General features: G+C 51.9%; 22 protein-coding genes. 11 read left to right on the top strand and 11 right to left on the bottom strand.

What is annotated here, in order from left to right; genetic code table 11:
- Positions 1-40: 40 nt before the first annotated feature.
- Genes rfaP through rfaQ form a run of 3 tightly spaced genes read right to left on the bottom strand, consistent with a single transcriptional unit; the run spans position 41 to position 3,022 of the window.
- Complete coding sequence (rfaP, locus tag ACLJNW_RS16615) at positions 41-838, bottom strand: lipopolysaccharide core heptose(I) kinase RfaP (RefSeq protein WP_000229825.1); 798 nt, start codon at positions 836-838, stop codon at positions 41-43.
- A complete protein-coding gene (locus ACLJNW_RS16610; protein WP_001261581.1) occupies positions 831-1,955 on the bottom strand; it encodes a glycosyltransferase family 4 protein in 1,125 nt (374 codons plus the stop codon). The genes rfaP and ACLJNW_RS16610 overlap by 8 nt, the downstream gene beginning before the upstream one ends.
- Positions 1,952-3,022 (bottom strand): lipopolysaccharide core heptosyltransferase RfaQ, encoded by a 1,071-nt coding sequence (gene rfaQ, locus ACLJNW_RS16605; RefSeq protein ID WP_001519059.1) that lies wholly within the window; start codon positions 3,020-3,022, stop codon positions 1,952-1,954. The genes ACLJNW_RS16610 and rfaQ overlap by 4 nt, the downstream gene beginning before the upstream one ends.
- Before the next feature lie 408 nt (positions 3,023-3,430).
- On the opposite strand from rfaQ, the gene waaA reads away from it, so the two are divergent.
- On the top strand, positions 3,431-4,708 hold the full coding sequence (gene waaA, locus ACLJNW_RS16600; protein ID WP_000891582.1) for a lipid IV(A) 3-deoxy-D-manno-octulosonic acid transferase: 1,278 nt from the start codon (positions 3,431-3,433) through the stop codon (positions 4,706-4,708).
- Between the two features lie 8 nt (positions 4,709-4,716).
- Positions 4,717-5,196, top strand: coding sequence for a pantetheine-phosphate adenylyltransferase (gene coaD / locus ACLJNW_RS16595; protein ID WP_001171884.1), 480 nt, complete (start codon positions 4,717-4,719; stop codon positions 5,194-5,196).
- A gap of 27 nt (positions 5,197-5,223) precedes the next feature.
- Here coaD and mutM read toward each other — a convergent pair whose 3' ends face one another.
- The 4 genes from mutM to radC form a co-directional block, all read right to left on the bottom strand.
- On the bottom strand, positions 5,224-6,033 hold the full coding sequence (gene mutM, locus ACLJNW_RS16590) for a bifunctional DNA-formamidopyrimidine glycosylase/DNA-(apurinic or apyrimidinic site) lyase (protein ID WP_001114513.1): 810 nt from the start codon (positions 6,031-6,033) through the stop codon (positions 5,224-5,226).
- A gap of 97 nt (positions 6,034-6,130) precedes the next feature.
- Positions 6,131-6,298 (bottom strand): 50S ribosomal protein L33, encoded by a 168-nt coding sequence (rpmG, locus tag ACLJNW_RS16585; protein ID WP_001051798.1) that lies wholly within the window; start codon positions 6,296-6,298, stop codon positions 6,131-6,133.
- Positions 6,299-6,318: 20 nt separating this feature from the next.
- Positions 6,319-6,555, bottom strand: coding sequence for a 50S ribosomal protein L28 (gene rpmB, locus ACLJNW_RS16580; RefSeq protein ID WP_001519051.1), 237 nt, complete (start codon positions 6,553-6,555; stop codon positions 6,319-6,321).
- A gap of 217 nt (positions 6,556-6,772) precedes the next feature.
- Positions 6,773-7,438: a RadC family protein gene (gene radC, locus ACLJNW_RS16575; protein WP_000380128.1), complete on the bottom strand. Its 666-nt coding sequence runs from the start codon at positions 7,436-7,438 to the stop codon at positions 6,773-6,775.
- A gap of 175 nt (positions 7,439-7,613) precedes the next feature.
- Here radC and coaBC point away from each other — a divergent pair, with 175 nt between their 5' ends.
- The 3 genes from coaBC to slmA all read left to right on the top strand — a co-directional run bounded on the left by coaBC (position 7,614) and on the right by slmA (position 9,974).
- Positions 7,614-8,834 carry a bifunctional phosphopantothenoylcysteine decarboxylase/phosphopantothenate--cysteine ligase CoaBC gene (gene coaBC, locus ACLJNW_RS16570; protein ID WP_000050176.1) on the top strand — a complete coding sequence of 407 codons (1,221 nt, stop codon included), beginning with the start codon at positions 7,614-7,616 and terminating at the stop codon, positions 8,832-8,834.
- Positions 8,812-9,270: a dUTP diphosphatase gene (gene dut / locus ACLJNW_RS16565; protein WP_024154668.1), complete on the top strand. Its 459-nt coding sequence runs from the start codon at positions 8,812-8,814 to the stop codon at positions 9,268-9,270. The genes coaBC and dut overlap by 23 nt, the downstream gene beginning before the upstream one ends.
- 107 nt (positions 9,271-9,377) lie before the next feature.
- Positions 9,378-9,974 carry a nucleoid occlusion factor SlmA gene (slmA, locus tag ACLJNW_RS16560; protein WP_000818607.1) on the top strand — a complete coding sequence of 199 codons (597 nt, stop codon included), beginning with the start codon at positions 9,378-9,380 and terminating at the stop codon, positions 9,972-9,974.
- Positions 9,975-10,051: 77 nt separating this feature from the next.
- Here the strand turns inward: slmA and pyrE are convergent, their stop codons facing one another.
- Both pyrE and rph read right to left on the bottom strand, forming a co-directional pair.
- Positions 10,052-10,693: an orotate phosphoribosyltransferase gene (gene pyrE / locus ACLJNW_RS16555; protein ID WP_000806167.1), complete on the bottom strand. Its 642-nt coding sequence runs from the start codon at positions 10,691-10,693 to the stop codon at positions 10,052-10,054.
- Positions 10,694-10,771: 78 nt separating this feature from the next.
- Positions 10,772-11,488 (bottom strand): ribonuclease PH, encoded by a 717-nt coding sequence (rph, locus tag ACLJNW_RS16550; protein WP_001247078.1) that lies wholly within the window; start codon positions 11,486-11,488, stop codon positions 10,772-10,774.
- Positions 11,489-11,613: 125 nt separating this feature from the next.
- Here rph and ACLJNW_RS16545 point away from each other — a divergent pair, with 125 nt between their 5' ends.
- The gene (locus ACLJNW_RS16545; protein WP_000621352.1) at positions 11,614-12,477 is read left to right on the top strand and encodes a YicC/YloC family endoribonuclease; all 864 of its coding nucleotides are present in this window, start codon (positions 11,614-11,616) and stop codon (positions 12,475-12,477) included.
- 49 nt (positions 12,478-12,526) lie between these two features.
- On the opposite strand, the gene ACLJNW_RS16540 is transcribed toward ACLJNW_RS16545, so the two are convergent.
- Positions 12,527-13,429, bottom strand: coding sequence for a LysR family transcriptional regulator (locus tag ACLJNW_RS16540; protein WP_001050866.1), 903 nt, complete (start codon positions 13,427-13,429; stop codon positions 12,527-12,529).
- A 73-nt stretch (positions 13,430-13,502) separates the two neighbouring features.
- On the opposite strand from ACLJNW_RS16540, the gene ACLJNW_RS16535 reads away from it, so the two are divergent.
- Complete coding sequence (locus ACLJNW_RS16535; RefSeq protein WP_023204170.1) at positions 13,503-14,384, top strand: HARLDQ motif MBL-fold protein; 882 nt, start codon at positions 13,503-13,505, stop codon at positions 14,382-14,384.
- Positions 14,385-14,634: 250 nt separating this feature from the next.
- A complete protein-coding gene (locus tag ACLJNW_RS16530; RefSeq protein WP_000924334.1) occupies positions 14,635-15,252 on the top strand; it encodes a trimeric intracellular cation channel family protein in 618 nt (205 codons plus the stop codon).
- Here ACLJNW_RS16530 and ligB read toward each other — a convergent pair.
- Positions 15,249-16,934, bottom strand: a complete 1,686-nt coding sequence (gene ligB / locus ACLJNW_RS16525; protein ID WP_023204171.1) for an NAD-dependent DNA ligase LigB — start codon at positions 16,932-16,934, stop codon at positions 15,249-15,251. The two genes, ACLJNW_RS16530 and ligB, sit on opposite strands and share 4 nt — an antisense overlap.
- A gap of 256 nt (positions 16,935-17,190) precedes the next feature.
- Between ligB and gmk the strand changes: the two genes are divergently transcribed.
- Genes gmk through spoT form a run of 3 tightly spaced genes read left to right on the top strand, consistent with a single transcriptional unit; the run spans position 17,191 to position 20,274 of the window.
- Positions 17,191-17,814, top strand: a complete 624-nt coding sequence (gene gmk / locus ACLJNW_RS16520; RefSeq protein ID WP_000046966.1) for a guanylate kinase — start codon at positions 17,191-17,193, stop codon at positions 17,812-17,814.
- A gap of 54 nt (positions 17,815-17,868) precedes the next feature.
- Positions 17,869-18,144 (top strand): DNA-directed RNA polymerase subunit omega, encoded by a 276-nt coding sequence (gene rpoZ / locus ACLJNW_RS16515; protein ID WP_000135058.1) that lies wholly within the window; start codon positions 17,869-17,871, stop codon positions 18,142-18,144.
- 18 nt (positions 18,145-18,162) lie between these two features.
- Positions 18,163-20,274 (top strand): bifunctional GTP diphosphokinase/guanosine-3',5'-bis pyrophosphate 3'-pyrophosphohydrolase, encoded by a 2,112-nt coding sequence (gene spoT, locus ACLJNW_RS16510; RefSeq protein WP_000280481.1) that lies wholly within the window; start codon positions 18,163-18,165, stop codon positions 20,272-20,274.

Below are 20,274 nucleotides of genomic sequence, written 5' to 3'. Positions count from 1 at the left end.
CTCACTCATAAATTACTCACTGAGTGCATAATTATTATAATTACAGATTTTTTCTTATTGTTCTTTCTTTAATTCGAGCGGCTTTAACATCCGCCTGATGAATCAACCCCGATTCTTTTTGCAAAATCTCTCGCAGGGGGAGAGAGAAATACTCACGCATAAACCGGAATATATCTCGCTGAGTCAGGCCAATATTCATTGAAGAAAAATAAAGCCCAATTAAATCTTTGTCACGCCAGCGAAGGGGAACGTGCTGACGTATCTGCGCGCGATGCAGGTCAATTACGGAGATTTTTAAATCCTCTTCGCGACCAGTGAAAGGTAAATGCAGAAGAAAGTGGCAAATATAACAGTCGCGATGGTTAATTCCCCCGGCGTGCATTTTACGTACCATAGTCGCAACACGCTTAATGATCATCCACTTCACCTGCGCGTCCGGTGGATTAACAGCCCAGTCAGCACAGTAGTCTTCAAGGCTAATGGTGGGCGTTAAATCTTCGGTGATAATAAATGATGTTCTGGTTAGCGGGTTTACGCCTTTTTCACCAAAACCAACGCCGTGCATCGTATCAACGCCCAGCTCATGTAGACGATGAATGGCGTGCCATTCTCTGTCAGCGCCCAGAACAGGCATACGTAACGAAATCAGGTTCTTCACAATTTCTTTCAGCGAAGTGCCTTTATGCCACTTCAGGAAGTAACTTTTGCCGTCCAGCTCAAACCGCAATGTTCGACGCGTCTCCAGCTCTCTGAACACTTCGCCCTGTAACGTTTTCACTTCCTCAAAAGCATCTTTACCGCGCCATAGTGTGGTTAACGGCGCTTTCAGCTCAACCATCTAAATCACCTGTAATAATATCTGCGGCCTTCTCCGGTAAGCTGTATAAATCCTGGGTATCAGCATAATACCGCGCATTTTCAGCCCAGGCGTTGCGTAAGGAAGGCTGTGTCAGCGCTTTGAGTAAAACCTCATTTAGCGCATCCTGGCGGAATGGTTCAGTCATCGCTTCGCCACAGTTTGCATCCACAATATAATGTGCATAACCGCACACCGCAGTTGTCAGCACCGGCAAACCAGCAGTAATGGCTTCCAGCAAAACAATACCAGCAGCTTCCTGATAGGCTGGGTGCAGTAAAAGGTCGGCTGCCGCCATTAACTCCGCGATATCATTACGTCCGGAGAAAAAATGTACATTCGTGCCGACGCCGCTTCTTTCAGCTAGTGCTGCAAACTTCTTCGGCTTATCCTGCCCGACAACATAGAGCACCGTATTTTGCCGTAAAGATTCGGGTAGCGATGCCAGCGCTTCAATAGAGCGATCCACACCTTTACGGGTGAAGTCAGACCCTACTTGCAACAGTAATTTTTGCTGTTCTGAGATACCATTTTTCTGACGATAAATTTGACGACTGTTCGGGATCTGTTGGCTATATTTTCTGTCCGGGTAAATCCCCGGAGGAAGAATATGGAAACGCTCCGCTTCAGTCTGATAATGTTTTTGGAAGTCAGCAATCTGCTTATTCGTCAGCATTAATAGTTGCGTCTGCTTGCCGTGTTCAAACGTGGCGCGTTCAAAAGCAGCATAATGCCGATAGCGTGATGTCAGGCGATAGAAAAAACCTTTTTCCTGTGCGACTTTTTCGGCGTAACACACGTCTGCGGCGTAATACACATCAAGGCCTGGCATCTTATTGAACCCAACCACCCGATCGACAGGATGGTCGCGCAAATGGTGTTGCACCCAGGCATAATATTCTGCGTTACGACCGTGGTTCGTCCGGGATTTAACCGGCACGCGGATTAATTCAAAGTTATCCGGGCATTCCCCTTCCCATGACTGAGTATAAACACGAACCTGATGCCCTCGCGCCGCCACGGTTTGGGCAATGCGCATAAAATCACGCTGCAGACCGCCAAAAGGAAAATACTTATATAAGCAAAAGGCAACTCTCATAGCAGGCTGTCCAAATCTATGGCGCGTGCCTCATGCGGCAGCATTTTTTCCGTCGCGGCGATAACATCTTCAGCCGGAATCACGGAAAGGTATTTTTTATTACGATCAAGCTCATGCCGTTCAGGCATCGGCTGATAATTTCCTGCCCAAAACTGAATGATGTCGTCGGTCCAGGGACGCCAGAACACATGATCCGTCGCGCCGAAAAGGCAAATGACCGGCGTTTTGACTGCTGCGGCAATATGACCAGGGGCCGAATCAACGCCGATAAAGAGATCCGCATGGTCAATCAACGCGCCCAATTCAGGAAAGCGAGTTTTACCCGCCAGACCAGTAACCGGTTTTGTTTCACAGCCGCGTGCAATAGCATCCACGCAGGCCATCTCGTCTGCGGCCGGGCCTGACGTCAGTACAACTTGATAACCGCGGCGCTGCACGGCATCAATAACCTGCGAGAATTTATCATTATCCCAGCACTTAAATAGCTGCCGTGCCGTAGGCTGAATAACAACATATTGTCGGGTCACACCAAGTTGTTTGAGCTGTTGTCGCATGTTTTCCCAATGTTCCGGGCGATAGCTCATGGTGGTTTCCGTGACATACTGTTTTAGCGCTAACGGCTTTAGCGCGGATAATGTGCGCTCAACAGCATGTTCTCCCGCATAAGGTACTAAATGCGTAAAGCTCTTTTTCCATAAAGCAGACTGACGATTACCGAAATCCTGCGAGATTTTTATTTTTGCGTTTAAAAAACGCACAATAAGCGCCACGCTCCACTGATCGGTGAGATTGACGACCAGATCATACGAGTTAGCACGCAATTTTTTGATTAGCGATAGCGCGTTTTTGATCTTCTCTTTTGTTCCTGCGCCTTTGTTACTGATGCCGTAGAGTGCATTAATCTCCGGATTTTCCGACAATATCGGTATGGTGTTCTGGTAAAGAAGCACATCGATTTTTGCATCGGGATAATTCTGCTTCAGCGTGCTGATGACAGGGGTGGTAAGTAACATGTCTCCATGAAAACGCATTTTTATAATCAGAATTCTTCGAAATGGCTTTTCCACAAGCGACTCTTTGGTTGAAATTGTCCGGATAAATAAGCAGAAAAAAGCACGCTACCGCCCCAGGCTTCACAGCAACCCGATGGCTAATACCGCACTCATTTTAGATGCGCTAGTGTAACACTTCTTTCGCAGCAATCCGATACGAATAATTTTTATACACAATCATTTTTTTAATCATAAATTCAAAGAGATATTAATTTATCCCTCTCTTGTGAATGGTCATTCCCATTGTCTGGGGCGACAAGGGCGGCAAATTTCAATGGATTGCGTAAAAATGCAAAAATAATGGGGTTCAGCGCCTGGAATCCTCGCTTCTGAGCCAATTTGGCGCAAAAATGGGAAAAGTAATGGTAAAGCCCAGGCTAAATACATAGAATCCCCAGCACATCCATAAGTCAGCTATTTACTATGCTCGAATTGCTTTACACCGCTCTTCTCTACCTTATTCAGCCTCTGATCTGGATACGGCTTTGGGTGCGTGGACGTAAAGCGCCGGCCTATCGTAAACGCTGGGGTGAACGCTACGGATTCTACCGCCGTCCGTTGAAACCGGGCGGAATCATGCTGCATTCCGTCTCGGTGGGCGAAACTCTGGCGGCCATCCCATTGGTCCGCGCTCTACGTCATCGCTATCCCGATCTGCCTATTACCGTAACGACCATGACGCCGACCGGCTCGGAGCGCGTCCAGTCCGCCTTTGGCAACGATGTTCAGCACGTTTACTTGCCTTATGATTTGCCCGATGCGCTCAATCGTTTCCTCAATAAGATTGATCCTAAGCTGGTATTGATCATGGAGACTGAGCTCTGGCCAAATCTGATTGCTGCGCTGCACAAACGTCATATTCCGCTGGTTATCGCTAATGCGCGGCTTTCCGCCCGCTCCGCCGCGGGTTATGCGAAGCTTGGCAAGTTTGTCCGTACGCTCTTGCGCCGTATCACCCTGATTGCCGCGCAAAACGAAGAAGATGGCGAACGCTTTGTGGCATTGGGCGCGAAGAACAATCAGGTCACGGTCACCGGCAGTCTGAAATTTGATATTTCAGTTACGCCGCAGCTGGCGGCTAAAGCCGTTACGCTACGCCGCCAGTGGGCGCCGCACCGTCCGGTCTGGATTGCCACCAGCACCCACGATGGCGAAGAGAGTATCGTTATCGCCGCTCACCAGGCGTTATTACATCAATTCCCGAATTTATTACTGATTCTGGTGCCCCGCCATCCGGAGCGTTTCCCGGATGCTATCAATCTTGTGCGTCAGGCAGGGTTAAGCTACATCACTCGTTCTTCGGGCGAAGTACCGTCCGCCAGCACCCAGGTCGTGGTAGGCGATACCATGGGCGAATTAATGTTGCTCTATGGCATTGCCGATCTCGCCTTTGTTGGTGGTTCGCTGGTTGAACGCGGCGGTCATAACCCGCTGGAGGCCGCCGCTCATGCGATTCCGGTACTGATGGGTCCGCATACCTTTAACTTTAAAGATATTTGCGCCCGTCTGGATCAGGCGAGCGGACTTATCACGATTACCGATGCGGCTACGCTGGCAAAAGAAGTTTCCTCTTTACTGACCGACGCTGATTATCGTAATTTCTACGGACGTCACGCAGTTGAAGTGCTGTATCAAAATCAGGGCGCGCTCCAGCGTCTGCTGCAACTGCTGGAACCTTATCTGCCACCGAAAACGCATTGAGGACTGTCATGCAAAAACGGGCGATTTATCCAGGTACGTTTGATCCGATTACTAACGGTCATCTCGATATTGTGACGCGCGCAACGCAGATGTTCGACCATGTCATTCTGGCTATCGCCGCCAGCCCCGGCAAGAAACCCATGTTCACCCTGGACGAACGTGTGGCGCTGGCGCAAAAAGCGACCGCACACCTGGGTAACGTAGAGGTGGTAGGCTTTAGCGACCTGATGGCCAATTTCGCCCGCGACAGACAGGCGAATATCCTGATTCGTGGTCTGCGCGCGGTGGCGGATTTTGAATATGAAATGCAGTTGGCGCATATGAATCGCCATCTGATGCCGCAACTGGAAAGCGTTTTCCTGATGCCGTCCAAAGAGTGGTCGTTTATTTCATCGTCGCTGGTCAAAGAAGTGGCGCGCCATCAGGGCGATGTGACCCACTTTCTGCCGGACAATGTGCATCAGGCGCTAATGGATAAGTTGAAATAAGTTTCCTTCCCTGCCGGGCCTGGCGTTTTACTTCTGACAGTGACGGCAATAGAACGTCGCACGCTGTGCGTGTTTCGTTGCGGCTATCGGCGTACCGCATACCCGACACGGCTCGCCTTTGCGCCCGTACACCTGCAACTCCTGCGCAAAATAGCCCGGTTTCCCATCGCCTTGCAGAAAATCCTTCAGCGTTGTCCCGCCTTGTTCAATAGAGCGCAGCAAAACGGCTTTAATCACCCGCGCCAGCAGGTCGCACTCCTCTGTCGAGAGTGACGACGCCAGGCGGTCAGGGTGAATACCAGCGGCAAACAGCGACTCGCTGGCGTAGATATTCCCCACGCCGACCACCAGCTTGTTATCCATCAGCCAGGGTTTAATCGCCGTCTTCTTCTTCGCGCATTTCTGCTGCAAATATTCGCCATTAAACTCATCGCTTAGCGGCTCCGGTCCCAGATGCGCCAGTACGTTATGCCCTTCCAGCTCTTTGGTCCATAACCAGGCGCCAAAGCGGCGAGGATCGGTATAACGTAGAATTTTGCCGTTGCTCATCACCAAATCGACATGGTCGTGCTTTTCCGCCGGCAGCGCTTCCGACAGTATCCGCAAGCTTCCCGACATCCCCAGGTGAATAATTATCCAGCCGTCAGGCAGCTCCAGCAGTAGATATTTAGCACGACGCTGAACGCTAAGGACGGGTGTATCGCTCAGACGATAAATTTCATCTGAAACCGGCCAGCGCAGACGGCCGTTACGGATATGGGCGTGCAGGATAGTAGCGCCAACTAAATGGGGTTCAATACCCCGGCGGCTGGTTTCAACTTCGGGTAATTCAGGCATAACGTCTCCGGCTGTGTGGCAGGTCTCATTAATATGGGGACGGCCAGAAAACAAAAAACCCCGCCGAAGCGAGGTTTTTGTTACATCAAAGCGAGAATTATTTGATTTTCGCTTCTTTGTAGATCACGTGCTGACGGACAACTGGATCGAATTTTTTCAGTTCCAGTTTTTCCGGTTTAGTACGTTTGTTCTTCGTAGTGGTATAGAAGTGACCAGTACCAGCAGAAGAAACCAGCTTGATTTTCTCACGAATACCTTTAGCCATGATTTATTTCCTCTTAGTACTTAGTACTTTTCGCCACGGGCACGCAGTTCAGACAGAACTGTTTCGATGCCTTTTTTATCGATGATACGCATACCTTTAGCAGATACACGCAGGGTGACAAAACGCTTCTCGCTCTCAACCCAGAAACGGTGAGAGTGCAGGTTAGGCAGGAAACGGCGTTTAGTCGCGTTCAGTGCGTGGGAACGGTTGTTACCGGTCACCGGACGCTTGCCAGTAACTTGGCAGACTCGGGACATGTCTATTCTCCAAAAATCAAATTAGCTCGAGCTTCGTATGGGGTATCGGCGCCTCGTCAGGCTTTACAGCCTGGTCATCGCGCAGTTCTATTGAACTCTCGATTGCCAGGCCCAAATGCCAAACCCGAGATTCTCAAAGGTGGCGTAGTATACGCTGACCCGGCGATATGCTCAAGTCCCGAACAGACAAAGATCCCGATGGATCGCGCAAAGAGTCTTAAATCCAGCCGCGTTCGGCAAAAGAAACGTACTCTCCGCGCCCAATTATCAGGTGATCGAGCACCCGGATATCCATAAACTGGCAACACTTTATCACGCGCTCAGTGATAAGTTTATCTGCTTTACTTGGCTCTGCGCAGCCTGAAGGGTGATTATGCGCCAGAATGACCGCTGAAGCATTGAATTTAATCGCTTCCCGAACAATCTCACGCGGATGCACCTCTACGTGGTTAAGCGTGCCGGAAAACAGGCGGCTGTGCTGAAGCACCCGGTGCTGGGCATCTAGGAAGATCACCAGAAAGATCTCACGCTCTTCGCCCGTCAGTTGGCTTTGCAGAAATTCCCGCGTCATTTCCGGACTCAGCAACGCACTTTCCTCATTCATGCGCACGCTGTAATAGCGCCTTGCCAGCTCAGCAATGCCTTTCAACTGCGCGAATTTCGCCAGGCCGATGCCGTTTACGCCGCGAAACTGCGCAAAGTCCGCCGACAGCAGGCCATACAGCGACCCAAAGTGCTGCAATATCTCTTTTGCCAACGTCATAACATCTTTTCCCGGCGTGCCGGTACGTAAAAAAAGCGCCAGCAGCTCCACGTCGCTGAGGGAAGCAATGCCGGATCTGAGCATTTTTTCACGCGGTAATAATTCGTCCAACGTATCCATACGCGCACCTCCTTTTTTAAGGAAGCGGCATAGTGGCACAGCCTTTGGGAGAGATCGACGCCCCGATTTTGTTCTTGCGTAGCGCCTCGCAAAGTGGAGCGCAGGCAAAGACACGACGCCGTAGAGATTGTGATAAAATAGCCGCCTTTCAAAGTCACCCAACAGGAAAGACATGATGAGCCTGGCCGGTAAAAAAATTGTTCTCGGCGTTAGCGGCGGTATCGCTGCGTATAAAACGCCGGAACTGGTGCGCCGTTTACGTGAGCGCGGCGCTGACGTGCGCGTGGCAATGACCGAGGCGGCAAAAGCCTTTATTACCCCCCTGAGCTTACAGGCAGTGTCGGGTTATCCCGTATCCGACAGTCTGCTTGACCCTGCCGCCGAAGCCGCGATGGGGCATATCGAGTTGGGGAAATGGGCCGACCTGGTGATTCTTGCCCCCGCGACCGCCGATCTGATCGCCCGTGTAGCATCGGGTATGGCCAATGATTTAGTCTCCACCATCTGCCTGGCGACGCCAGCCCCGGTGGCCGTTCTTCCGGCCATGAACCAACAGATGTACCGCGCTGCCGCCACGCAACATAATCTGGAGGTGCTCGCCTCTCGCGGCCTGTTCATTTGGGGGCCGGATAGCGGCAGTCAGGCGTGCGGCGACGTAGGCCCAGGCCGAATGCTGGACCCATTAGTTATCGTTGATAAGGCCGCCGCGCATTTCGCTGCCGTCAACGATTTGCGACATCTTAATATCATGATTACGGCAGGTCCGACGCGCGAACCGCTCGACCCGGTGCGTTATATTTCCAACCACAGCTCCGGTAAAATGGGCTTCGCTATTGCGGCGGCCGCAGCGCGTCGCGGCGCAAATGTCACGCTGGTCTCCGGTCCCGTTTCGTTACCGACGCCGCCTTTTGTAAAACGGGTTGATGTCATAACCGCGCTGGACATGGAAGCCGCTGTTCAGGCCGCCGTTCAACAGCAGCACATTTTCATTAGCTGCGCCGCCGTGGCTGACTATCGCGCAGAGACTATCGCCAGTGAAAAAATCAAAAAACAGGCGGCGCAAGGTGATGAATTACTAATAAAAATGGTCAAAAACCCGGACATTGTCGCCGGGGTGGCCGCACTCAGTGACAATCGACCCTACGTTGTTGGGTTTGCCGCGGAAACGAATAATGTGGAAGAATACGCCCGGCAAAAACGTATCCGTAAAAACCTTGACCTGATTTGTGCAAATGATGTTTCACTTTCAAATCAAGGATTTAATAGCGATAAAAACGCTTTACACCTTTTCTGGCAGGATGGAGATAAAGTCTTACCGCTTGAGCGAAAAGAACTCCTGGGCCAATTATTACTCGACGAGATCGTGACCCGTTATGATGAAAAAAATCGACGTTAAGATTCTGGACCCGCGTGTTGGTCAGCAGTTTCCGCTGCCGACTTATGCTACTTCTGGTTCTGCCGGGCTTGACCTGCGCGCCTGTCTCGACGACGCCGTAGAACTGGCGCCTGGCGCAACGACGTTGGTACCTACCGGACTGGCCATTCATATCGCCGATCCATCACTGGCGGCAGTCATGTTGCCGCGTTCGGGCCTGGGCCATAAACATGGTATCGTGCTGGGCAACCTGGTCGGGCTGATTGATTCCGATTATCAGGGGCAACTGATGGTTTCGATCTGGAACCGTGGTCAGGACAGTTTTACCATTGAACCGGGCGAACGTATCGCGCAAATGGTGTTTGTTCCGGTCGTTCAGACCGAATTTAATCTGGTGGAAGCATTTGACGCCACCGAACGTGGCGAGGGCGGCTTCGGTCATTCTGGCCGTAAGTAAATTTTACGCATCCCCATAACGTCATAATACTGCCGCAAGCGCTGAGTTTGCGGTTATAGCGTGGGTGCTCGCCTGGCAAGTGCTTATTTTCAGGGGTATTTTGTAACATGGCAGAAAAACAAACTGCGAAAAGGAATCGTCGCGAAGAAATACTTCAGTCACTGGCGCTGATGCTTGAATCCAGCGATGGAAGCCAACGCATCACGACGGCAAAACTGGCGGCCTCGGTCGGCGTTTCCGAAGCGGCGCTATACCGCCATTTTCCCAGCAAGACCCGCATGTTCGATAGCCTGATTGAGTTTATCGAAGATAGTCTGATTACCCGTATCAATCTGATTTTAAAAGATGAAAAAAACACCAGCACGCGTTTGCGCCTGATTGTGTTGCTGATTCTGGGTTTTGGCGAACGCAACCCTGGCCTGACGCGCATTCTTACCGGGCACGCGCTGATGTTTGAACAGGATCGCCTGCAGGGGCGCATTAATCAGCTTTTTGAACGCATCGAAGCGCAGCTCCGCCAGGTGCTACGAGAAAAAAGAATGCGTGAAGGCGAAGGCTACACGACGGATGAAAATCTGCTGGCAAGCCAGCTGTTAGCCTTCTGTGAAGGTATGCTTTCACGGTTCGTGCGTAGCGAATTTAAATACCGCCCAACGGACGATTTCGACGCCCGCTGGCCGCTCATTGCCGCTCAGCTACAGTAACGCTGACTGGATAGTGGCTCACGCCTTATCCAGGCGACAGAAACATAGGCCCGGTAAAGCGCCACCGGGCAATTCGCTTACACGCCAAATTCTTCCCGGTATGCTCGCACAGCCGCCAGATGCTCAGCCATATCAGGTTTTTCTTCCAGATAGGCAATCAGGTCTTTCAGCGTAATGATGGAGATAACCTTACAGCCATAGTCGCGCTCCACTTCCTGAATCGCGGAAATCTCGCCGCGGCCACGTTCCTGACGATCCAACGAAATCAGTACGCCAGCCAGTGTAGCCCCGTGCGCCTGAATAATCTCCATCGACTCGCGAATCGCCGTACCTGCGGTAATCACGTCATCCACCAGCATCACGCGGCCCTGTAGCGCGCTGCCCACCAGACTCCCGCCTTCGCCATGATCTTTTGCCTCTTTGCGGTTAAAGCAGTACGGCAGGTCTTTATCGTGATGTTCCGCCAGCGCAACCGCCGTCGTCGTCGCGATCGGAATACCTTTGTACGCGGGGCCAAACAGCAGATCAAATTCAATACCGGAATCCACCAGCGCTTCGGCATAAAAACGGCCTAACAACGCCAGGTCGCGCCCGGTATTAAACAGCCCGGCGTTGAAGAAATAGGGGCTTTTGCGCCCGGATTTCAGCGTAAACTCGCCAAACTTTAGTACCTGCTTGTTAAGCGCAAACTCAATAAACTGGCGCTGATACGGTTTCATGGATTCGCTCCTTTTCTTACTTTCATCATTTACGAAATTTACGGACAAAAAAAAGGCGACTTTTCAGTCGCCTTAAAATCAATTTTCTAACGCCGCCTTCTGCGTCGCCACAATGGATTCAATTCCCCCTCGGGCCAGCGCCAACAAAGTGAGAAGTTCTTCATGGCTGAACGGCTCGCCTTCCGCGGTACCCTGTACTTCAATAATGCGGCCGTCTTCAGTCATCACGACGTTCATGTCGGTTTCTGCGGCGGAATCTTCAACATATTCCAGATCGCAGATCGCTTCGCCGTTAACGATGCCTACGGAAACCGCCGCCACCATGCCTTTCATCGGATTGGTTTTCAGCTTACCGTTGGCAACCAATTTATTCAGCGCATCCGCCAACGCCACGCAGGCACCGGTAATAGACGCTGTACGCGTACCGCCATCGGCCTGGATTACATCGCAGTCCAGCGTAATGGTAAATTCGCCGAGCGTTTTCAGATCGACCGCCGCACGCAGCGCACGCGCGATCAAACGCTGAATTTCCATAGTACGACCGCCCTGCTTACCCTTTGCCGCTTCGCGCGCGTTACGGGTATGGGTAGCGCGAGGCAACATGCCATACTCTGCGGTGATCCACCCCTGGCCTTGTCCTTTCAGAAAACGTGGAACGCCCTCTTCAATGGAGGCAGTGCACAACACTTTGGTATCTCCAAATTCGACCAGTACCGAGCCTTCAGCGTGTTTTGTATAGTTACGGGTCAGGGTTACGGGACGCACCTGATTAGCGCTACGGCCTGCTGGACGCATATTGAGATCTCCGGCTTAAAACGAATGTGGCTGCGCATTATACGGACTTCCGATGGTTATTCCTATCCTGACAAGGCCTGGATAGCTATAATCCCCTCATCTCTCCTTTAAAAACGGGAACATCTATGATCCGCAGTATGACCGCCTACGCCCGGCGTGAAATCAAGGGTGAATGGGGTAGCGCGACCTGGGAAATGCGCTCGGTAAACCAGCGTTATCTGGAAACTTACTTTCGTCTGCCGGAACAGTTCCGTAGTCTTGAACCCGTCGTGCGCGAACGCATTCGTACACGCCTGACGCGCGGCAAAGTCGAATGTATGCTGCGTTTTGAACCCGATGCCAGCGCGCAAGGCGAGCTTATTCTGAATGAAAAGCTCGCGAAACAATTAGTTAGCGCCGCAAACTGGGTCAAAATGCAGAGCGACGAAGGGGAAATCAATCCGGTTGATATTTTGCGCTGGCCAGGTGTCATGGCGGCGCAAGAGCAGGATCTGGACGCGATTGCCGCAGAAATTTTAGCCGCGCTGGACGGTACCCTGGATGACTTTATCGTCGCGCGCGAAACGGAAGGCCAGGCGCTGAAAGCGCTGATTGAACAACGTCTGGAAGGCGTCAGCGCCGAAGTAGCGAAAGTCCGCGCGCATATGCCGGAAATCCTGCAATGGCAGCGTGAACGCCTGGTCGCGAAGCTGGAAGATGCTCAGGTTCAGTTGGAAAACAACCGTCTGGAGCAAGAGCTGGTGATGATGGCGCAGCGCATTGATGTGGCGGAAGAGCTGGATCGTCTGGAAGCGCACGTCAAAGAGACTTACAACATTCTGAAGAAAAAAGAGGCGGTAGGTCGCCGTCTGGACTTCATGATGCAAGAATTTAACCGTGAGTCGAACACCCTGGCCTCCAAATCCATCAACGCTGATGTAACTAACTCCGCTATTGAATTAAAAGTGTTGATCGAGCAAATGCGCGAGCAAATCCAGAATATTGAATAATTCTGGCGCTCAATATGTCACAGAGCCCGCCTTATGCGGGCTCTCGCGTTTATCGGTAGTACGTTTTTAATTTCCGGCGAATAGCGTCGATAAGGCGTCGCTTCCACTCTACCGTTGAAGCCCGATACTGCATAAAAATAGCGCCTTCCGCCTGCTCCCCGGCAAGCGGCAGGACAAAAAGACCGCGCTTATCGGATAAATTTTCATACCAGGGGCGCGGTACAATCGCCATTAGCGGCGCCGACTGGACAGCAGGCGCCAGTTGACTGTAATCATGACAAACAAACGCCAGCGGACGTTCAAACCCGGCACGAGCCTGCTGCCTGTCCAGTTCGTTGTTCTCTTTTGTCCACGGCAAACAGTAAATGTGTTGATAATGCTGTAGATCAGCAAAATTCAACGCTGTGGCATTCTCCAGACGTGAACGCAATGGCGCGCCATAAACCGCGATCAAACGCGTAGTCCCCACCCGCTCGTAATGCAGAGCGCTGACCTGCTTTTGATGGTCGCCAATTGCCAGCACCAAATCAACCGAGCTATCCAACAGTTCATCACGCCAGGGTCGGCGGGCAAAAGGAAGGCACTCGATCACCGCCTGATGAAGATGACCTTTCTCTGCGAGAACGGGCGTAAGCAGCGCGTTCAATGCGGGAGGAAGTACCACCCGGAAACAACGGGAGCCGTTCTCTTTATCGCCAAACAGCTCCTCATTAAGCGAAACAAACACAGGCGCCAATTTGTCACGCAGCGCCTGCGCATAAGGCGTAGCAATCTGGCGGTTCCCTTCCCGTCGAAACAACGGGTCGTTTAGCGCATCGCGCAATCTCATTAACGCATGACTTACCGCAGAAGGCGATAAAGCCAGCTTTTGCGCCGTTTTCCCCGTAGAGCTCGTCTCCAGCAGCACATACAGTACTTTTAACAGGTTCATATCCATTTGCAGCAAGTTCATTAAACGTCTCTCTTATTGAACCTGGCTAAATTACTGCCAGGTATACTGCGGGCGCTTCAATCAGGAGAACATTATGAATCGCTATGCATTATTCCTTGTATGTATATTTTCAACATCAGCACTTCCTGCCATGGCGGCATTAGATCCTTCACAACCGTTATCACCCGCGCCTCCGTTATCACTGTTTAAAGCGTGGGCTAAGCCTATAAAGCCGTTTCAAATCACAGAAGGCGTGTGGTATGTCGGTACGAAAAATCTCTCTTCTATTCTGCTGACCACTCCGGCAGGGCATATTCTTATTGATGCGGGGCTGGATGAAAGCGCACCGCAAATTAAAGCGAATATTGAAGCGGCAGGATTCCGCCTCACAGACGTGCGCTATCTGTTGAACAGCCATGCGCGGCTGGATCAAGCGGGGGGCATGGCACGTTTGAAAGCGTGGAGCGGCGCACAATTGGTCGCCAGCCAACCCAACGCCGATCAGATGGCGAGGGGTGGACGACAGGATTTTGCGCTTGGCGATGCGCTCCCCTTCCCGCCCGTCACCACCGATAAAATTATCCACCACCAGGAAAGCATCATCCTCGGAGGGATAACCGTGACAGCGCTATTCACGCCTGGACATCTGCCCGGCTCAACTTCCTGGCGCGTAACGCTCCGCAACGGCAAGACGCTAATTTACGCAGATAGTCTCGCCACACCTGACTATCTGCTGATTAACAACAAAAATTACCCTGACCTGGTTACTGATATTCAGAGTAGCTTTAAGACACTGGCCGCCCAGCATGTTGATATCTTTATTGCCAACAAAGGTGACCGCTTCGGGCTACTGGAGAAACGACAGCAACTTCGCAACGGCGATACACACGCATTCTTTGATTCCAATGGGTTGCAACAGTATGTGGAACGCTCGCGTCAGCGCTTCATCACACAACTTACCGCACAGCAGCCATAATGAAATGACTCACCGGCGGCGCGTCCAGGGCGCCGTTCTTTTAAATTATCTAAGTCAAAACAGAAAAACCTCGCATACAATAAACCACAAAAATGATGTTCAATTTATTGATATTTATAATAAATAATTATTAATTATAAATTTAAAATCATTACTAAAATTTATTAATCGCGTAATGCCTTAGAAAATCTCAATCGTGATACAGCGCACAAATCGTTAATCTTCGCCCCCAGTAAATTAGGGGGAAATCATGCTGTTGCACGTTCTTTATTTAATTGGCATCACTGCCGAGGCCATGACGGGCGCACTCGCTGCGGGTCGTCGTCGCATGGATACATTCGGCGTAATTATTATTGCTACCGCCACCGCCATTGGTGGAGGCTCGGTTCGCGACATTCTGCTCGGTCACTATCCGCTGGGTTGGGTGAAGCATCCCGAATATGTCATTATTGTGGCGACTGCCGCTGTATTGACCACCATTGTTGCCCCCGTCATGCCCTATTTACGCAAGCTTTTCCTGGTACTTGACGCGCTGGGGTTGGTGGTTTTCTCTATTATTGGCGCTCAGATAGCCCTTGATATGGGCGAAGGGCCAATTATCGCCGTGGTAGCCGCCGTCACTACCGGCGTCTTTGGCGGCGTGCTCCGCGATATGTTCTGCAAACGCATTCCACTGGTGTTTCAAAAAGAGCTATATGCCGGCATTTCGTTCGCCTCGGCGGTGCTCTATATTGCGCTGCAACATTACGTCATGAATCCGGATGTCGTCGTTATCTCTACGTTACTGTTTGGCTTTACAGCAAGGTTATTAGCGCTACGTCTTAAACTTGGCCTGCCGGTATTTTATTACCGCCATGAAGGGCACTAAGACCCAAATCCGGGAATATGCTGAGCAGCCAGCCATCTGCTCAGCGTTTTGATCTGCGGATTATTCCGCCAGTCGATGACTCTCCCGGCACGACGCTCGCCCGTCGCTGGTAACTGCCGCCAGTGTTGCTCTGTTCGCATTAATAACTGCTCCCATGAACGATCGCCGCTGGCCTGTAATGCAGCCTGCGTTAAGGGGATATCCATCGCCATGATCCAGCGGGTAAACGACTGCCGGCGCGCCAGGTTAAATTGCCGCCATATCTGCTCGCTTTTTCCTTTAGCAAAGCCTGGCGTGTTGGCTATTTGCGCTGACGTCAGGGCAAGCCAGGAGAAGATATGCTCAAAGCGATGCGTCTGATGCAAGGCCCGCCAGCTGGCTTCGCCCATTCCGTCCAGACCCAACGCCGACCGTGACCCCAGCCATATCAGCCTGGAGATAAACTGTTCCTGACACGTTGCCGACGCGTAAAAGCAGGTCAGCGAGTTGAAATGGCTATCAGGCGGTACAGGCTTACTCCGCTCACGACTCCGCCAGATGACCTCATCAAGCCGGGGAATGCCTTGCCCGGCCAGACTCACCAGGATCTGATCGCCCGGCGCGATATCCCACGCTTCCCAACGTTTCACAGAACCGATATTGACCCGCTGAACCCGCTTATCATCCAATATAACGGGGACAAGCGACGCTACTACGGTAATTTTGCCGCTTTTCCCCACCGAGAACTGAATAGCGCTCACTTGCGCGACCTGCGCTACTGGCGGATATTTCCATGCTGCCAGCCAGTCGCCCTGCCCGGGTCGCCAGTGTTGTGACGCAGGTTCTTTAGCCATGCGTATCACTACGCCATCCGTTACAAAGGGTAATGCTGACGTCAGCCATGACTGGCGCGCCCGCTCGACCTCGCTGGCATCTTTTACCGCCAGGGTATATTTATTCGTCAGACTGAATCCAGCCTTAGCAAGTTGGCTTAATCTTTCGGGCATATTTGCCGGACCGTCCGGCCACGCCCAAATAAAAATACCCAACGAATTTAGCGCGGAGGCGTTATCCTGGCGCATTAACATTCCTGCGACTTTCGAGCGCGCATTCATCCCGCCCATCCGTTGCTGGATATGTCCCTCGCGCTGTAGAAAGATTTCGCCCTGTAACACCGCGTTAGCAAGCGCGCCTTGTGTTGTCTGCGGTATAGAGGGGATCAGGCGAATTTTTGGCGTCCAGTCCTCGCCTTGTAGTCCGTTACCCCGGCTAATGGCCCTGGTCAGTTTACCGTTTTGATAAACCAGTGTTACCGCTACGCCATCCACTTTTGGCTGTACCCAAAGCTCGCTGCGCCCGCGCATCCACTGTTCTACCGCCTGTCGGTCCGCGAGTTTACGTACGCCCGTGTGCGCAACAGGGTGCATTGTTGTACCGTTTAACGGCGGTGAAACCGGAGTAGATGAAACATCCTGACCAACACAGCGTTGCCACTGAACCAGCCTTGCGCTGAGCTGGTCGTACACACTATCGTCAACCGCGCTAACACCTTGTTTCCAGTAGATGTCATTCCAGTCAGCGAGCTGTTGCTGTAAACGGGTGATTTCTTCAGCGGCCCTTGCTGGCGGCCAGGCCGGGCAAAGCGCCCCACTCTGCGAATGCCACAATAAAATTCCCCACGCCATACTTTTCCATAATCTCATCACAACCTCCTGCGCACATTGCCCGGCAGGTATAGCGCTTTAGTGAATAAAAACCGACAGGTAAAAATGCACCATCCGAGCCGCTTTCCAGATTTTTTGGTGGGTTGCTGCAACGACGCGATAAAAGCGGAAAAAGGGACGCAAAATGCAATAATCTGGCGCAAAAAGTGTGACAAAGACTACGTCGCATAACGGCGATGTGTATAATAAGCCCGTATTAAGGCTCTATTTCGATAATCACAGACGTAAGATACTCATGGCTCAAGGTACGCTTTATATTGTTTCTGCCCCCAGTGGCGCGGGTAAATCCAGCCTGATTCAGGCTTTATTAAAAACCCAACCGTTGTATGACACTCAGGTTTCCGTTTCACATACCACGCGCGCGCCGCGTCCGGGTGAAGTGCACGGTGAGCACTATTTCTTTGTAAATCATGATGAGTTTAAAACCATGATTGGCAGGGAGGCGTTTCTGGAGCACGCGGAAGTGTTTGGCAATTACTACGGCACTTCGCGCGAAACCATTGAGCAAGTGCTGGCAACCGGCGTTGATGTTTTTCTGGATATCGACTGGCAGGGCGCCCAGCAAATTCGCGAAAAGATGCCGCAAGCACGCAGCATTTTTATTTTGCCGCCGTCAAAGATCGAATTGGATCGCCGTTTACGCGGCCGCGGGCAAGATAGCGAAGAAGTCATTGCCAAACGAATGGCGCAAGCGGTTGCAGAAATGAGCCATTACGCCGAATATGATTATCTTATTGTGAATGACGACTTTGATACCGCGTTAAGCGACTTGAAAACCATCATTCGCGCTGAACGTCTGCGTATGAGCCGCCAAAAGCAGCGTCATGACGCTTTAATCAGCAAATTGTTGGCAGACTGAACCCACTTTCAGTATCATGCCCAGTCATTTCTTCACCTGTGGAGCATTTTAAGTATGGCACGCGTAACTGTTCAGGACGCTGTAGAGAAAATTGGTAACCGTTTTGACCTGGTACTGGTCGCCGCGCGTCGCGCTCGTCAGATGCAGGTAGGCGGAAAGGATCCGCTGGTACCGGAAGAAAACGATAAAACTACCGTTATCGCGCTGCGCGAAATCGAAGAAGGTCTGATTAACAACCAGATCCTCGACGTCCGCGAGCGCCAGGAACAGCAAGAGCAGGAAGCCGCTGAATTACAAGCCGTTACCGCTATTGCTGAAGGTCGTCGTTAATCACAAAGCGGGTCGCCCTTGTATCTGTTTGAAAGCCTGAATCAACTGATTCAAACCTACCTGCCGGAAGACCAGATTAAGCGTCTTCGGCAGGCGTATCTCGTTGCACGTGACGCTCACGAGGGCCAGACACGTTCAAGCGGTGAACCCTATATCACGCACCCGGTAGCGGTGGCCTGTATTCTGGCCGAGATGAAACTCGACTACGAAACGCTGATGGCCGCTCTGCTGCATGACGTGATTGAAGATACCCCCGCCACCTATCAGGACATGGAACAGCTTTTCGGTAAAAGCGTTGCCGAGCTGGTAGAGGGGGTGTCGAAACTTGATAAGCTCAAGTTCCGCGATAAGAAAGAGGCGCAGGCCGAAAACTTTCGCAAAATGATTATGGCGATGGTGCAGGATATCCGCGTCATTCTCATTAAGCTTGCTGACCGTACCCATAACATGCGCACGCTGGGCTCGTTACGCCCGGATAAACGTCGTCGTATTGCCCGTGAAACGCTGGAAATCTACAGTCCTCTGGCGCACCGTTTAGGTATTCATCACATCAAAACCGAGCTGGAAGAGCTGGGTTTTGAAGCGCTGTATCCCAATCGTTACCGCGTCATCAAAGAAGTGGTAAAAGCGGCGCGCGGCAACCGTAAGGAGATGATCCAAAAAATCCTCTCTGAAATCGAAGGACGTTTGCAAGAGGCGGGAATTCCGTGTCGCGTTAGCGGTCGCGAAAAACATCTTTACTCGATCTACTGCAAAATGGTGCTCAAAGAGCAGCGTTTTCACTCGATCATGGACATTTACGCTTTCCGCGTCATCGTTCATGACTCCGATACCTGCTATCGCGTACTCGGCCAGATGCACAGTCTCTATAAGCCGCGTCCGGGACGGGTGAAAGACTATATTGCCATTCCCAAAGCGAACGGCTATCAGTCTTTGCACACCTCAATGATCGGCCCGCACGGCGTTCCTGTTGAAGTCCAGATCCGTACCGAAGACATGGATCAGATGGCGGAAATGGGGGTCGCGGCGCACTGGGCGTATAAAGAACACGGTGAGACCAGCACCACGGCGCAGATCCGCGCCCAGCGCTGGATGCAGAGCCTGCTGGAGCTACAACAGAGCGCCGGTAGTTCGTTTGAATTTATCGAAAGCGTAAAATCCGATCTCTTCCCGGATGAGATTTACGTTTTCACCCCGGAAGGGCGTATTGTCGAACTGCCCGCTGGCGCTACGCCGGTGGATTTTGCCTATGCAGTGCATACCGACATCGGTCACGCCTGCGTCGGCGCGCGTGTCGACCGCCAGCCTTATCCGCTGTCGCAGCCGCTTAGCAGCGGTCAGACCGTCGAAATTATTACCGCGCCGGGCGCGCGCCCCAACGCCGCCTGGCTGAACTTTGTCGTCAGCTCTAAAGCGCGCGCTAAAATTCGTCAGTTGCTGAAAAACCTCAAACGTGATGACTCCGTAAGCCTGGGCCGTCGTCTGCTTAACCATGCTTTAGGCGGCAGTCGTAAGCTGGCGGAAATTCCGCAGGAAAATATTCAGCGCGAATTGGATCGTATGAAGCTGGCAACGCTTGACGATCTGCTGGCGGAAATCGGTCTCGGCAACGCGATGAGCGTAGTGGTCGCGAAAAATCTGCAGCAAGGCGAAGCCGTGGTGCCGACCGTTGCGCAATCGAATCACGGCCACCTGCCGATTAAAGGCGCGGATGGCGTGCTTATCACCTTTGCGAAGTGTTGTCGTCCGATCCCAGGCGACCCGATCATCGCTCACGTAAGCCCAGGTAAAGGACTGGTGATCCACCATGAATCCTGCCGTAATATCCGTGGATACCAGAAAGAGCCAGAGAAATTTATGGCGGTCGAATGGGACAAAGAGACGGAGCAGGAATTCATTACCGAAATCAAGGTGGAAATGTTTAACCATCAGGGCGCGCTGGCTAACCTGACGGCGGCGATTAATACCACCACCTCCAATATTCAAAGCCTGAATACTGAAGAAAAAGATGGTCGCGTCTATAGTACCTTTATTCGCCTTACCGCACGCGATCGCGTACATCTGGCGAATATCATGCGCAAAATCCGCGTGATGCCAGACGTCATTAAAGTCACCCGTAACCGAAACTAG

The sequence above is a fragment of the Salmonella sp. SAL4457 genome, from assembly GCF_046548235.1.
Classification (GTDB): domain Bacteria; phylum Pseudomonadota; class Gammaproteobacteria; order Enterobacterales; family Enterobacteriaceae; genus Salmonella; species Salmonella enterica.
The sequence above is the reverse complement of the archived record's forward strand: the minus strand, read 5'-3'. Positions and strand labels throughout refer to the sequence as shown.

Coding starts and splice junctions, on each gene's coding strand:
- ligB (WP_023204171.1), bottom strand. CDS start 16,934: ATGAGATTATGGAAAAGTATGGCGTGGGGAATTTTATTGTGGCATTCG.
- slmA (WP_000818607.1), top strand. CDS start 9,378: ATGGCAGAAAAACAAACTGCGAAAAGGAATCGTCGCGAAGAAATACTT.
- coaBC (WP_000050176.1), top strand. CDS start 7,614: ATGAGCCTGGCCGGTAAAAAAATTGTTCTCGGCGTTAGCGGCGGTATC.
- ACLJNW_RS16610 (WP_001261581.1), bottom strand. CDS start 1,955: ATGAGAGTTGCCTTTTGCTTATATAAGTATTTTCCTTTTGGCGGTCTG.
- gmk (WP_000046966.1), top strand. CDS start 17,191: ATGGCTCAAGGTACGCTTTATATTGTTTCTGCCCCCAGTGGCGCGGGT.
- ACLJNW_RS16530 (WP_000924334.1), top strand. CDS start 14,635: ATGCTGTTGCACGTTCTTTATTTAATTGGCATCACTGCCGAGGCCATG.
- rph (WP_001247078.1), bottom strand. CDS start 11,488: ATGCGTCCAGCAGGCCGTAGCGCTAATCAGGTGCGTCCCGTAACCCTG.
- radC (WP_000380128.1), bottom strand. CDS start 7,438: ATGGATACGTTGGACGAATTATTACCGCGTGAAAAAATGCTCAGATCC.
- waaA (WP_000891582.1), top strand. CDS start 3,431: ATGCTCGAATTGCTTTACACCGCTCTTCTCTACCTTATTCAGCCTCTG.
- coaD (WP_001171884.1), top strand. CDS start 4,717: ATGCAAAAACGGGCGATTTATCCAGGTACGTTTGATCCGATTACTAAC.
- ACLJNW_RS16535 (WP_023204170.1), top strand. CDS start 13,503: ATGAATCGCTATGCATTATTCCTTGTATGTATATTTTCAACATCAGCA.
- rpoZ (WP_000135058.1), top strand. CDS start 17,869: ATGGCACGCGTAACTGTTCAGGACGCTGTAGAGAAAATTGGTAACCGT.
- mutM (WP_001114513.1), bottom strand. CDS start 6,033: ATGCCTGAATTACCCGAAGTTGAAACCAGCCGCCGGGGTATTGAACCC.
- ACLJNW_RS16545 (WP_000621352.1), top strand. CDS start 11,614: ATGATCCGCAGTATGACCGCCTACGCCCGGCGTGAAATCAAGGGTGAA.
- rpmG (WP_001051798.1), bottom strand. CDS start 6,298: ATGGCTAAAGGTATTCGTGAGAAAATCAAGCTGGTTTCTTCTGCTGGT.
- dut (WP_024154668.1), top strand. CDS start 8,812: ATGATGAAAAAAATCGACGTTAAGATTCTGGACCCGCGTGTTGGTCAG.
- ACLJNW_RS16540 (WP_001050866.1), bottom strand. CDS start 13,429: ATGAACTTGCTGCAAATGGATATGAACCTGTTAAAAGTACTGTATGTG.
- rfaP (WP_000229825.1), bottom strand. CDS start 838: ATGGTTGAGCTGAAAGCGCCGTTAACCACACTATGGCGCGGTAAAGAT.
- rpmB (WP_001519051.1), bottom strand. CDS start 6,555: ATGTCCCGAGTCTGCCAAGTTACTGGCAAGCGTCCGGTGACCGGTAAC.
- pyrE (WP_000806167.1), bottom strand. CDS start 10,693: ATGAAACCGTATCAGCGCCAGTTTATTGAGTTTGCGCTTAACAAGCAG.